The organism is Chitinivorax tropicus, from assembly GCF_014202905.1.
In the GTDB taxonomy this organism is placed as follows: domain Bacteria; phylum Pseudomonadota; class Gammaproteobacteria; order Burkholderiales; family SCOH01; genus Chitinivorax; species Chitinivorax tropicus.
The window spans coordinates 1-15,800 of the sequence record NZ_JACHHY010000037.1 but is presented as its reverse complement, the minus strand read 5'-3'; the positions used below and the strand labels follow the sequence as shown (position 1 = coordinate 15,800).

Here is a 15,800-nt window from a genome sequence, read left to right as displayed (position 1 = left end):
TCTCCTGCAGTGCCACCCCGCGTTCTCGCAGCTGCATGGCGTGGTTGAAGTCATTTTCACCATCAACTCCGATCAGGTCGATGGGGTCGATGCCTTCTCGGTTATCGATCAGCGGCAGTTTGCCACCCGCCATCTGGTCTTGGTAGTAGCTTACGTCGTTGCGGGGCAGGTTGACCGGGTCGCGGTCGATCAGGAACGGGTTCTGGGCGGGTGGATGCAAGTTGGCACGTGGGTTCGATGCCTCATCAAGTGTCTGCCTTGCCCCTGCTGTGTAATAGCCCTTGATCTCGTCGGTGATGCTGTTTCCCACTGCGCCTGGCAGTTGGTCACCCAGCCGATAGCGCCCTTGATACCGGCCACGCCGATCCAGTTCCTGGTGCAGTTTGTGCTGGATTGCGCTGTCCACCAGGTTGGTCAGGGTATTGCTTAGCAGCCGCGTCGAGAGTCTGGACAACACCTCTCCATTCTTCAGGCCATCTTGCAGTAGCGGGTTGATGTGACGGTCGATACCCAACAGCCCGTCCAGCTGTTGCCCCAGGGCATGGGCAATCGGGGCTGCCGCACCGGCCACTGCCACTTGTCGCCAGCTGAAGTGCTCTTGCTGTTTCAGGTGGATGGCGGCACGCTGTGTCAGGGCATTGCCCACCATGGCGCTCATGGCCATCTGGGCATAGTTGCCGATGCTGCCTAACATGCCCAATCCTTGACTGGCTGTATTTGCACCTTGGGTCACGCCGCTGAGGGTCGTGGTGGAGCTGCTGATTGCGCCCGATGCACTGGCTGCCCAGCTCAGCCCGGCCCCCAGGCCCGATGCCACTCCAGACAATACGGCTTGGCGCAGACTGAAGTGTTGTACGTCGCCAGTCAATTTCCCGACACCCTGTGCTGCCACGGAGCCTACGAACCCGCCTATCGCTGCAGCCGCTATGCCGGCGAAGCCCATGGAGCCGCCCAGCGCCGCCATGCCGGCCCCCATCACGGTCATCCCCGCTGTCATGCCCGGTGCAATCACGGCCAATGCAGCGCCTGCGGTGAAGATTGTCACCACCACTGCCACGACGATCATCAGGATCATCCCAAACCCACCGCACTTCTTCTTCGGCGGCGGGGTCTGGATGTTCGGTGTCTGGTTGCCGATGATCTCGTCTTCGCGATACACCCGGAAGCTGTCGCTGTTGACTGTGTCGCTGCGGTTCAACGGGGGCAGGGTCAGTTTCTGACCGGCTTGCAGTTCGCTGTCGCCACGCAGTCCATTGGCGTCGGCAATCAGGTACCACAGTGCCGGGTTGCCCCAGACGCTGCCTGCCACTTGCCGCAGGTTCTCCCCGCCTTTGGCGGTGTAGCTGCTCACCGTGCCACTTGGGAAGTCTCGATTCAGGGTTTCGATACGGGCAAACCGACCGTCTTCGATCAGGGTCTTGATGCTGCCGTCGGTGTATTGTCCTGTCTCACCCACTGCCTGCCCATTCGCGTACAGGTAGTGGATGACTTCCACCGTGCTGTCTTTGCGCCCACTGTCATGCCATTTGTGCAGGATATGACCATCGTTGTCATATACGAAGGTGCTCTGCTCACCACGCTCCATGCCGTCGCCCTGCCCTTGTACTTGACGGATCAGTTGGCGGTTGGCGTTGTAGTAGAACGCCGTCGATCCATTGCCGCCTTTCGGACCATACCCGCTGATGCCACTCGCCCGGCCATCAGCGGTATAGCGGTAGTTGTAGACGTAGTCCTTGTCGTCTGCACTCATCCACTGGGTCTGTTGCAGGTTGCGTCTGCCCAGCGCCAAGTAGGTGGCAGTATTGGGGCGCAGTGAGCCGCTGATGCGGGTCGTCAGCTGGGCCAGCCTGCCTTGGCTGTCATAACGCATGTCGGTGCGTTGCTCTGTGCCCAGCGCATAGCCCACTTGCCAGTTGGTGCGGGTCTGCCAGCGGTTGTCAAAGTCCTGGCTACGGAAAGATTCCGAGATCGGGTAGCTGACCTTCACCAACGCTTGTTCTTCGCCATGGATCTTACGGTTGGCCCCGTCATATTGGCTCAGGCTGCGCTTGGCGTAGTACCACCCATACCCTTGGCTGACGCTGGTCACGTTGCCACGGGTGTCATATTCCCAGCTCATCTGCCACAGGTGCGGCGCTTTGAGTTGTGTGCCGGTCGCCAGTACGGCATCCGGGTCACTCAGGCCGTTGGCTTGTGCCAGCTCGGTCCAGCCTGCTTCGTTACCATAGTGGACCCGTGCCAGGTCGCGTAAGGTAAGGTTGAACTGGATGACGATGCCCTCCCCCAGCTCACTGTCCGGCCCGATCTCACCCATGACCGGCTCCAGGATCGACGCGGTGTTCGTCGTGGTTGCCGGGATCTCAACGCCGTGCCGATTGAAGCGTGGCCCGTTGTCTGCCGGACGATACCAGCCCAATATGCTGATGCGCTGCCAGAGGTTGGCATCCCCCAAGTGCGTCTGTGCCAAGTTGCGCAGGGTGACCCGGCTATTGGCAGGCAGGGTCAGCGTCTGCTGACCACCTTGCAGCTGTATGCTGTCTGCGTGGTGGTCGGTGATCCCCAGCATGCTGCTCAGCGCGTTGAGGTCGGTAAAACCCGCCGCTGCCGCTGACACTTGGACACTGCCATACCACTGTGCCGCTACCACCCGGTTCTGTGCGTCATAGCGATAGTGGACTACCCGACCGCCATCGTTGTCTTCGACCCGGTTGCCTACTCCGTCATAATGGAAAGCATGCACCAGCCGTCCATCGCCATGGCTTTCCCGCGTGACACGGTTGTTGCCATCAAATTCATAACGCCGGTCGAACCAAGGGCCCATACCATCATGCCAGATACGGGTCAGGTTACCGTTGCCATCCAGTTCGCTGCGACTACCAGTCTGGGTGACCCGGTCACGCCATGCAATCTGTCGGCCTGATGCGTCGTATTCATAGCGCAGATCGCGACTTTGACCTTGGCCGTCGAAGCGCTCATGTACTTTACGGCCCGCCAAATCGTAGCGATAGGTGGTCTGGCTGCCAGTGGCCAGGTCGGTGACGCTGAGCAGGTGGCCTGCTGCGTCATACGCTTTGCGGATGTCCTTTCCTTCTGCATTGTGCTCGCGTATCTGCCGACCTAGTCCATCGTATTCGTAATAAGTCACTAGGCCGGTTTCATCATTCATCCGCTGTAAGCGGTTGAAACCGCCATACCAATACGCCTTGCCCCAATCGTCCCCTTTGCTCTCACCAACTAGGTTGCCATACACATCGTAGGCGCGGCGCTCGATCTTCTCGACGCCGTTCTCCCAGGTGTGTACCGCAATCACCCGGTTCATCGCATCATGATCCTGTTGGATGGCAATGCCATTCTCACGGATGATGCGGCGGTTGCCGACGGCATCGTAGCTGAATTCCAGATTGCCCTGGCGGATCAGCCTGTCCCCCAGCCAGCCATAAGATGTCTCTCGGCCCAGCGCATCACGCTTGATAATGCGACGGCCCCAGTCATCGTACTGATACTGGGTGCGCGCACCCACTGCATCAATTTCTTCCACCAGATTGCCCGATGCATCGTAGCGGTTGCTGCTGCGATAGCCTCTTGCATCAATGGTAGCGACCAGCCTCCCCGCTTCGTCATATTGATAACGGACGGTGTTACCCATCGCGTCGGTGGTAGCCAGCTTCTGCCCTACCGCATCGAACACTGTACGTTGACGGGTCGCCAAGCCTGGGTCGAGTGGTTCATCAAACAGGTTGCCGCCCACATCGCCCAGCAGGGTCACCTGATCGGCAATCTGGTCGTTGCGATGATAACGATAGCGGATGTGTTGGCGTTGCACCGTGGCCGTGGGGTCATCTCCGTCACGATAGGCTGTGTATGCAGCACCCCACTCTGCCACTTTTCGGCCCCTGCCATCGAATTCAGCCAGTTGATTACCTTGATACGCCCCGCCCGCTTTGTCATACAGCTGAGTCAGCACTGCATTGCCTGCCTGATCCACCCCATACTCACGCCAGATGCCGTCGGTTTCGTTGCTGGCGATCTTGTTGCCTGCCGCGTCGTAGCGGCTTTCAAGGTAATACCCAGTAAGCCGTCCGTCGTTGAGGCGCTGCCCAGCACCAAATCCCGTAGGCAATACTGACACCTCCAGTGCCCGTTTCGCCGCTGCTTGTGGGCCCAGGTAGGAACCCAGAGCAACATGCAACCCATTGACATCTTTGGTCAGATGAATATCCTGCTCCTTGCCAAGGATGACAGCGCTGTAGCCCTCTGAAGCCAGGGAGTTTTTTGGTTCGTGCTGACGCCAATCCACAATGACGGTTCGGCCATCAGCATTCTGGTAGTAGACCTTGATTTCATATTTGCCCTTGAGATCGGGCAAGCGGGCCTTGAGCACATTACCTTCCGCCACCATGTCGAGGGTTTCGATCTTGGCTTTGCCTTCAGCATAATAACTGACCTTCAGCTTACCCTGGATGGACGCCAGCTCCTCCTGTGTCAATGTGACGACATAATCCAGGTGGTAGGTATCTGGCGTCGGTACCTGGTTGGTTTCCTTCCTGAACTGTTCGGCAGTAGTGATACGTTGATCCAACGGACCACCGTAAGGGAAGGTGACATTGGCGCTGATTGGCACCTTGCCGGTTTGTAGCACCTCCACTTTCCCCTCTGCATCAACACTGAAAAGTGCAACGCGGTAATTACCCTTCACAACATGCGTCATCTGGCCAGTGAAGCGGTCTCCTTTCAATTCCAGTGCCTGTCGTAGCCAATTGCTCGACATGAAGTCGCTTGTTGTGCCGTCCAAGGTGTCGGGCTGCAAGGCAAAATACACGGCTTTGGCCTTCTGCCGCTGCGATTCGGACAACTTGCAACTCAGGTCAACCTGATACCCGTCAGGAACCTTTATTTCTTCGAGATGTGTTGCCTGTGTCGTGTTTACATTGATCTGATGGCGTTGACCTATCTGTTGGGTGTAATAAACCTCCATGTAGTGGTCGCCAAGTACAAGGTCATTGCCCTCCATGATGGTGGAATCGCCTTGTTGCGTCACGGCTCGTAGCTGTTTGTTTACGATCACCCACTGCCCCGTAAACCCATTGTGGGGGTTGCGCCAACTCAGGTGCTGAATCAGCTTCACCTCAGATGTGATCGGTTTGTTTGGATCAGATCCGACAGCGGGTGCTGGCAGGGGCGTCAGCACATAGTTGAAGCGATCGAGATCAACGACACTGCCATCTGCCCGCATCCCTTTTAATCTGATGTCATATTGACCAGCAGCCAGCATGTCGCTGGTACTACCTACGACTAGTGAATAGTGCTCATTGCTGGCGACATCCTTCACTAGAGCGCTGGCTCTATGGATGGCAGTGGAACCAGCCATTTGGATTTCAGCCAATACCAGCTGGAACTCATTGAGTTGTCGGGCATCGAAACCTGTATCCAGTACCAACTTGTAACCAAACTCAGCTGCATTACCTATGGCGGGGTTGACTACCTCGTGTGACACCGCGCTGGATGGGCTTGCCCGCTGACCAATGCGTGAAAGTGTCTGCATGATGCCGGTCTGCTGTTTACCGCTGGCATCTCGCCATGTGATGACATAAGACAGCCACGTCATTTCATGCGGCATCTCACCTTCGGCTTGATAGTATCCATCACCAGTAGGCTTCAGTATCAATGGCGTCGCACTTCCATGAACGTGGATGACTGGATCATTCACGCCATCCTCAAAATGAATGCGATACCGCAACGTGCCGTTGCCGACCTCATAGACTTCAACTTTGTCATATTGAGGTGCGACAGTCAGTACCTTTTCTTCGCTCCAACTTAGGTTACCTGCGGCATCTTGGCTGACTATCCTGAAATAGACTTGTGTGCCGGACGCGGGCTTGGGTACCTCGGCAACATGCTGGCCTTCGGTTGCCAATTGCTCACCGGTTCTGCCTGGATATGCATCGATGTCGACATTGGATTGTGGGCCGTACACCACCCAGCTCCGCCCACCAATGATTGGCGTACTGAATAGCCAGTTGATCTGTAATGCTACGCCCTGCTCTACTCTGATTTCCTTGGGTAGTGTGGCTTGATTTGGCATTTCCCCGGTATAGACAAAGGTGCGATTGCCCTCAGCATCGTAACGCGCCACGGTACCACTGCCATCGACACCGATGGTCTTGATCTGACGTCCCTTTGCGTCATAAACCGTATTGGTCGTCCGCCCCATGGCATCCTGTGTATAGGTCCGGTTGCCCATAGCGTCATAGGCGTATTTGTTGACCAATTGCGCCTGTTCGTAGTGTTCTATCAGCCGGTTTGCAGCGTCATATACATAGTTGATGGTCCAGTTATTGCTCGGCCCACTGACCAGCGCATGCAGTGCCGCGTAGTCACCTGTTAGAGTGGACAGATCCACCTCTTGTGCCACCGCCCGGCCCATTTTCTGCTCGGCGGTCTTGTTGCCACGAGCATCATAGGTAAACAAGGTCAACATGCGCTTCTGGTCGATGGTGCCCACCATCTGTCCGGCTGTATCGAAATACTGCCAGCTGTGCAGCGTATTACTGCTGTCCGCCCCCATGGCTTTATGGGTCAACTGACCTGCCGCGTTGTATGAGAACACCGTCTTAGGCCGGTAGCCATTGCGTACATTACCGGCGCTGTCAGCTACGTCCCGAGCTGGGTCCAATTGCTCCACCAGACGACCCGCCACATCAAAGCGGAAGTCGGTGATGGCAACGCCGCCCACCCCAGTTGGTCGCTGGTTCAGGTTGAGGCCGGCCAGGTCCAGCTGACCCAGATAAGCCCGCTGTTGCAGCACGTTGCCGCTGGCGTCGTAGTCCAGCTCGGTCAGATAACCGGCGGCATCGACCTTGGCCACCACACGGCCTGCCGCATCGAAGTATTGCAAGGTACGGCGACCATCCTTGCCCCGGCTGTCCAGGTCTTCGCCGTAGGCGTTGTAGACATGGCTTTCTTCCGGGGTGATGACGGTCTGCCTGACACCCGGGTTGACGCGGTTGCGATCGATTAGTTCGGTGACCATGATGTCCGGATAGCGGACGCGGGTGACCCGCCCAGCCAAGTCGTAATCCCGACGAATCAGCCGCGATTCGCCTGGCGGCGTAGTCAGCTGTTGCTGCGGGTTATGTGCGCTCGGGTCGAGGCGGGTCAAGTGGATGGTTTCTTCCGTGACTTGCCCATAAGCGTTGTAACGATAGCGGTGCAGGACTTGATCAACATCCAGTTCCGCCACCAGTCTGTTGCCTTCGTCATAGTAACGGGTTGAGCGGGCACCATCCGGCTGGGTCAGTTGCACCACGTTACCTACAGCATCATATTGATAGCGGATCAGCACTTGGCTACCGCTGCCAATCAATGATTGCCATGCGACTTGTCGGGTTTCGGTCAGTTTGCGGTTGAGGTCATCGTAGGTGAAGCTGACAGTCCCCTTGGCGTCGCTGACAGTCTGTACCCTGCCCCGCGCGTCGTAGCTGACGCTGCTGACCAGGTTGCCGGCGCCATCGCGCTGCTCGATCTGCCGGTTGTAGCGGTCGAAGCGGAATTCGCTGCGACGACCCACCCCATCGATATGTGCGACCAGATTGCCGACCTTGTCATATTCAGCACGAACCATCAGCTTCAAACCCGCCGGATCGGTGACCTCGGTGATCTGGCGGTTGTCGCGGTCATACTCCCAGGTGGTAATACGGGCGGCGCTGGACGGATTGCGGGTATCCACCGTTTCCTGGCGCACTTTATTGCCTGCTGCATCGTAGCCAAGCGTGGTTCTCAGGCCCGTAGGTTCCAGTTGTGTCTGCAACCGACCTGCAGCATCGTAGCTGAGCTGGGTAATGCGAGGTTGGGTAGTGTTGGCGTAGGCACGTTGCTCCAATACTTGGCCGACACCATCACGGATAAAGTCAGTACGACTGCCGTCTGGTTGGGTTTCGCTGCGCACTTGCCCTGCCAGGTCGTATTGCCACTGGCTGAGCCGGTCAGTGGTCTGTTCGCCGACGACAGGCGCCAGGAAGTCGTCCAGGTCGGCCACAGGTGTACCGAGCAGAGTGGCGAACTGGCGAGCCGCCAGTTTATTGCCATTGACATCGTATTGGTAGCGAGTCACCGCACCGGTGGCTTCTACCCCCATCACCAGCAGGCCATCCTGGTCGTAATAGAAACGCGACACGCGCCCCAGCGCGTCTTGCTGCCAGATCAGGTTGCCACGGCTATCATAACGGAAGCGGTTGGTGTGGTTATCCGCATCGGTTTCGCTGAGCTTGCGGTCCAGCGCATCGTATTCAACATGGACGACATGCAAGCCACTACCAGCCACACGGGGGCCTTCGCTTTCTGTGGAGCGGGTGCTGTCGCTGACACTCAGCCATTTATCGGTCTGGTTGCCAAACACATCATGGCTGTAGCCGAAATCCAGCCCAGCATCAGTGTGATCACTCACTTGGTGCATCGCGGCATCGTAACCGTAGGTCCGGCTCAGCCAGACTTCCTGCCCATTGCTGTTGATCCCCTGCAGGATGTCTTCAGCAACGATTTTGTCCGCAAAGACAGGGTGATAGCGGCGTTTGCTGCGCCCCCCTTCTGGGGTGATGGTTTCCACCAGTCGACCGGCATTGTCATACTGGTAGGTAGTAGTGCGTGCCAGGACAGTACCGGCCGCCTGGATTTTGGCGATGCGGTTACCCAGGCCATCGTAGCGGTACTCGGTACGATCACCAGCCCCGTTCACTTCAGCCGTCACTTGGCCGTTCAGGTCGTACTCGTAACGAGTACCCAAGGTGGCGGCACGTGCAGCTTTGGCGGCATCGTAACCATTGTCCCCCGCTTGCAGCAGGTAGACGCCGCTGCTGACACGAGTCTTCTGGCCGGCTTCGTCATACTCGACCAGGCTGCCGAAGCCTTCCGCATCGATAACATGGGTTGATCGGCCCAACAGGTCGTAACGATAGCGGGTGGTGCGGGCATCCTGTCCATCGGCTCGGCTCAGGGTGCTGCTGACCAAATTGCCGGCGGCATCGTACTGGTTGCGGGTCAACCGGCCACCAGCGGTGAGCATGGTCAATACTCGACCAGCTGCATCGTAGGTGTAGTGGGTGGTGGTCGGCTTGGCCAAGGCGGCCTTCGCTGCATCATAGCCGGTGTCCTGCGGGGTCAGCAGATATTGGCCGACGGTGACGCTGGCGCGGTTGCCACGGTCGTCATAGGTGTAGCTGGTAGTGTAACCCAGCGCATTGGTTTCGCTGCTGACACGGTTGGCCGCGTCGTAACGCACCTGGATCAGGCGGGCCTGATTACCCTGGTTGCTGCCTTCCACTTTCTCCAGACGATTGCCGACGCCGTCATAACGGTAGGTCGCTTCCACCCCATTACCGTCCGTGGACTGGATCAAACGTTGATCATTGTCGTAACGGAACAGGTTGCGCGGGCCGCGATCTCCGCCCAGGCGGACTTCAATCTTGTTGCCGAAGGCGTCGTAACGCAGTTGTTGCTGGCTGCCACTGCCGTTGATCTCGATGACCTGGTTGTCGGCATCGTAACGGTAGGTGGTGATGCGCTGAGCAGCAGTGCCGTCCGCTTCGCGTTTTTCTTTGAGGTTGTGGTTGTTATCGAACTGCTGGATCACCACATTACCTAGAGCGTCTTCCTGACGGACCAAGTTGCCCACGCTGTCATACTTCAAATGAGTGACACTGAGGCGACCATGGCCAGCCACTTCGGTTCGAGTGATGATACGGTTGGCACCATCGTAGGCGTAGCGGGTGTCGCCTTTGAATGCATCGGTTTCGCGGACTTTGCGATTGGCCTTATCGTATTCGTAGGCAGTGCGGCGGGCTTGCGCGGTGCCGCTGAACTCGATCTTCTCTTGCAGGTTGCCGGCAGCGTCATAGCCATAGGTGGTAACTTGGCCATCTACGCCAGTTTCGCTGACCAGCTGGCGACGACCGTTATAACGGTAGCTGACGCTGAGGCCACTATCGCCATGACGGGGCACCGGCTCGCTACCCGGGATGTCGCTGACGTTGCCATACACGGTACGACTGGCAACATTGCCTTGGGCGTCGTAACGAGTACGGGTCAGTTGACCACCACTTTGCAGGCGCCAGGCCTCGCGGCCCAGCGCATCATAGCCCTGTCGGGTGACTTGCCATTGGCTGGCCGACTGATCCAGTGCTTTACGCACGATGGTGCGATTACCGGCTGCATCGTAGCCATATTCGGTGCGGTAGCCTTCACCACTGACTTCGGCAGTTTGACGGTTGAGCAGGTCATAGTCATATCGCCAGCTGATGGTCCGCTCGGCATTGCCGCGTTGTTTGGTGCGCAGGTTACCGAAGCTATCGTACTGGTAGCGGGTGACCACGGTGCGAGCACTGGTTTCACCGACCAGGCGGTTGACCAAGTCATAACGCAACTGAACAGTGTTGCCATTGCCGTCGATGTCGGCAATCCGGTTACCGACTGCATCATACCGATGTTTGACACTGATCTGGTTAGCATCGATTTCTTCCACCAGCTGCCGCAGGTTGTCGTAGCGATAGTTTGTGGTCTGACCCGCGCCGTTGGTGATGCGGGTTCGATTACCGACCGCATCGTAACCGTAGCGGGTGACATTGCCTTCGCCGTCAGTCTGAGTTTCCAGGCGGCGGTTGGCATCATAGGTATAGCGCGTGGTATACCCTTTGCCATCGGTGACACTGATCTTGTTACCGGCGTTATCGTAACCATAGACGGTGCTGCCAGCTACGCCATCGATAGATTCTTCCACCAAGCGATTGGCTGCGTCATAACGATAACGGTTGACCACAGTCGGCACGGTACTGCCTACCTCGTACAGGCTGCTGCGGATACGGTTACCGGCGGCATCGTATTCGTATACCGTCCTGTGACCCAGCGCATCGGTGCTTTCCAGCAACTGGTTCAACACATTGAAACGTTGTTGGCTGACTTGCTTGCCCGTATCGGTACTACGCACCACATTGCCGAAACCATCGTATTCGTGACGGCTGACTTGCTTGAGGGCATTGGTGATCGTTTCCAACCGACCGGCACGGTCATAGCTATAGCGGGTCACTTCATCGGCTGCATCCACCCCTGGCAGACTAGTGCGACTATCTGCCGATACCAGTACCTTCTCCGCATGCCGCACACTGGCCACACGGTTGCCAAAGGTATCGTATTCATACGTTGTCACCTCCCCTTCCGCGTTCACGCTCGCAAGCAGTCGGCCTGAGCTGTCATAACGGTTCACTGTTGTTGCAACGGCTGGCTGGTCAATCCTTACATCATCTACTTGCGCAGAAATGTGCCCGGGTACATCTGCCCAGGTGGAACGAATGGTGATGGTGTATTTCCCATCAGCAGGTACATTCAATGGGATAACGAATTCACCATACTCTCCATAAGGCGGAACAATAGGCTCCCCTTGCGGAACATCATTCAGCAGTATCTGGAAGCGCTGATCCTTGATGGTCTGTGGGTGCTGAGCCGCCTTGAAACGTAAGTACGCCCCAGACCGTAGTTCGAGAGTCTGACTGATGGCACTGTTCGCCTGGATGAAGGCACCTTGCTTGCCCTCTCCTGACACATTCGGGAGTAATAAGCTAGCGACACCCGCATTGTTTTCATAGCGCCAAGCGGGATCGGTTGGCCTAAAGGTATAGTTCCCAACGTAGACTGCCTCAAAACCACCATTGATAACCTGGGTGGACTGATTTGCCGCTAAACCCAAATCAACCTGTTGCATGACCAGATTACCGCGGTCATCGTACTGATTCAGCTTGAAATGGTCATCTGCGTTGAATTGGCGGATTACGCGGTTTCCCTTGTCGTATTCATACCGAGTACGGGCTCCTAAGCGGTCGATTGTTTCGATGCGGTTACCAAATGCATCGTACTGATAGCGCTCCGCCTGACCCTTTCCATCCAGCGACGCCACCACTTGCCCTGCTTGATCATAAAGGTTGAGCGCGGTGTACTTGTTGCCATCAGTCATGCTTTCACGCAATCCTGCGGCGTTGTACCCATAGCGGGTCATTTCGCCAGCATCATTGCTGGTTTCCACCAGCAAACCGCGCTGGTCATAGCGCTGTTGCCATTGATGCAATAAACCATCGGTTCGGGTCACAAGCAGACCCGCAGCGTTATAAGTGAAACGTTCTGTCTTGTTTGAGGTGGTCTGCTCACTCAAGCGCCCACTTGCGTCATAACGATAGGTTGTATGGCGATCGGCAGCATCCAGTTGTAGCGCTTTGATAACGGTCGCGGCATCCAGTACCTCATCCGTCTTGACAGCCTTGGCATAAGCGATTTGTTCGCTTCGCTGGCCTTGGTTGTTATAGCGCGTCTCAATCACGTAACCCAATGTATCGATGCGGAATCGCTCTCGCCCGGCTACATCATAAATCACGCGCGATATACGATCTTGGCTATCCGCATTGGCAAATTGCGCTTCCAGCTTTTCCAATGTCAGTACTGAATCCACCAGGCGGTCTGCATGCACGATACTGCCAATGAGTTGGCCAAAACTGTCGTAGCGATAGTGCGTAACGCGCCCCTCCGGATCTACTCCATAACGCATCCGACCTGTTTCGTCATAGAAGTAGTGTGTCCGTTCTCGCGATACTGATGATGCCTGAAGATCCTGAGTCAATGCATATAATGCCGCAGCACTATTGATTGCTCCCTGCCCCGCCAGCAGCGTCGGACTTCCCTGCCATAACCGCAAAGCAATACCAGTCAAGTCATTATTGTAATTGCCATTCGGACCGACCCCTACAGCAAAGTCAAGCGTATCCCCTTCATTCAACTCAATTATCTGGTCAGTAATCGGATTCAACCCACGGGTCACATCGCTGCCGAATAACTGTTTACCATTCAATAACACATAAGCATCGGAAGTTGTCCCACTTTGGTCATTTGCAAAGAACTGTACGTTTAGTGAGTAGGTTCCCTTGCTTGGCACAACAAAACGCAAGATCGCAAAACGATCTTTATCGGTAGCACCAGGGTGAAAGCTCATCTGCTTGGCATCTAACCATGAACTACTCCAAGTAATCCGCTGATCAGAACTGTTATGCGCAATGAATGGGTGAGTGGTCGTGGTTTGTCGCCATAAATCAAACCCCTGGCCATTATGCTCTGGCTTTTCAAATCGGGTGAAATCACCCAATTTTCCAGCAAAACCATACTGCCATTGACCATTTGGATTTTGAGTGCGAGAGAAAGCCAGTGCTGGATCAAATAGGGTCCTGTCTTTTGAGTTTGCATCTTTGATGTTCAACTCAACCACATCATAAGGGCGTGTACTGACACGTTGTTGATGACGGATTGTCTGCGTTACATGGTCTAAGTAGTCATAACGCTGCTCAATGACAACCCCTTCTGGATCAATTGTGTAGCGCACCCTACCCGACTCATCATAAACAACATCTGTGACTCGATCAGCCGCAGCTGGTTTACCATAATCGGCTAGATTCAATCTATCTGCAGCAATCTTTGCATACTGAATTGTGCGTACCACACGGCCCATAGCATCGTACACACTGCGTCTTACCCGGCCTATCCCATCAATGGTGATCGCCAGACGGCCCGCAGTGTCATACACGTAGCGTTCGACCCCATCCAACAAGTTATCCAGTTTCACCGGCAACTTACTCAGGACGGTCGCTAGATCAGCACTGTCAGCCACATTCAAGGCCGTGCCATAGCGGATGCGTTGGATCAATTGGCCACTTACGTCATACACCCGGCGAGTGACATATCCTTCACCATCCAGCTCCACCACCAAGCGGTTGGCGGCATCGTAGAAAGCATGGCTGCGCAGCACGGTTTGAACACCGTCGGTAGTCAGGCGTTGTTCCGCATCCCAAACAGCCAGGTCAGCCCGCCCGGCGTGGGCCCGTCGACCGATTTCATTACCGGCACCATCAAAACGGCGCTCGGTGACATACCCCATACCATCAATGCTGTAGATTGGGCGACCAGCTGCGTCATAGCCCTGTCGTTCGATCTGATCCTGCGTATGGTCACCCCCGGTCATAGCCTGGGCCACCGCGACTAAGGTCAACGGTTGCGTCAGGTCGATGTTCCCCGGTAGTGCCTGGGCAAACCGGGTACGCCGTACGATCCGGCCAGCAGCATCGTAGTCGATGCTGCTGACAGCACGATCGGCACCGATGCGGTAGCGCTCGCGGCCTGCCAAGTCATACACCACGTACACATGCCGGTCGAAGGTGGTCTTCGGCAAGATCGCCAGGCGCGCCTGTACCTCGGCTAAGGTCAAAGGGCTGCTACTGAGTATCGGGGTAGCGTAATGGCTTTCCCGCAGCATTTTGCCGGTGGCGTCATATTGGCGCTCGGTGAGCATGCCATCCACACTCAGGGTGAACACTTCCCGACCAGCGACATCAAACAGGTGCTGTACGCCGACTGATCGGCTGGTTATTCCTACATGGGCTCGAACCGCTTCCAAGATACTGTCGTCCTGCATCGGACGATTGGAAGGCTGCGCCACTTGCGCCCCACCCAGCACACCATCTGCGACTGGATTGCTAACATACCAGGCGTTGTTGAAACCCGCTGAAGTTGCGACATGACTGTTGCTTGTTGAGAAGCGGACATCACGGGCAACGGCGATTGATTGCCCCGCTGTGAACTGATCAGCAGCGGGCGCTTCAAATTGCTGTACAGTTGTCGCAAAAACATCCTTTACTGGCGCAGCAAACTGTGCGGCATTCGTGCCAAACGCATCTTTAGTTACCTCAGCCGAAGAATTGAACGCATCCTTTGTTGCGCCGGCAAGCGCAATAGCGCTGGAAGCCAAGGTATCACGATCACCGGCTGCAAACTGGACAGCAGTAGATTGGAATGCATCGCCAGCCACACTAGTTTGCGTAATGGCTGGCATGAAGCGGTTTGGCATCGCTTGTTGACGCCAGACAGTGCTGGTCCAACGACCATCAGACTCCTGCCATGATCCAACCAGATCCGGACGGTTATCACCGTTTTGTCTTACCAAGCGGTATTGTGCATCTTCATGCCAGGTACCCAATACACTGGATGATACGCCGCTATACCCGGAGGCAGTTGCACGCAGAATCTGCGCCATGGCCTGTTTGTCAGTCGATTGCCAGATCTGTACCAGGTCCGGCTTGCCATCTGCATTCAAGTCCCCAACCAGGAAGTGCGCACCTGGCCGCACTTCACCGATTGAGACATCCTGACCGGAGGTAAACAGCAAACCGTTCGAGACCCAGTGTCTGACGTGGGTATTGCTATCCGCCCCTGTATAGACCTGAATCAAGTCCTGTTTACCATCTCCATTGACATCTGCAGCGAAGAAGCGCGATGTTTCATTCCAGGCATCCAACTTCATTTCACTGTAATTATTCAACCCACCCACGGTACGTTGGTTGATGCCGACCCACAGTTCACTGTTGTATTTGAAGGTCCTCGCAACGTCCTGCCGGCCATCTGCATTGTTATCCAATGTCAAAGTCTGCAGATGATTGTCCAGCGCGCCCCAGGAGCGGCTTTCCTGATCCCTGACAAAGCCCTTACCACTCAGTGTCCATTCAGTATGATAGGTGGTCCCAGCATTGTCCCATTGTGCGATCAGATCAGCCTTACCATCACCACTCAGATCCGCCAGATAATAACGGGCACGGTATGGATTGTTGGCTGAGATATCCGTCGTCTCTCCCTTCACCAAACCTGTCTCGGTTGTCAACCAAGTTGTGGCTGTTACCTTGGCATCACTCTCTCGACGAATCTCAACCAGATCCGCCTTGCCATCACCG

Annotated in this window: 1 protein-coding gene; it reads right to left on the bottom strand. The window is 56.1% G+C overall.

From position 1 onward, the window contains the following. The coding region (locus HNQ59_RS18410; RefSeq protein WP_184041866.1) for an FG-GAP-like repeat-containing protein at nt 1-15,800 on the bottom strand (15,800 nt) is incomplete at both ends.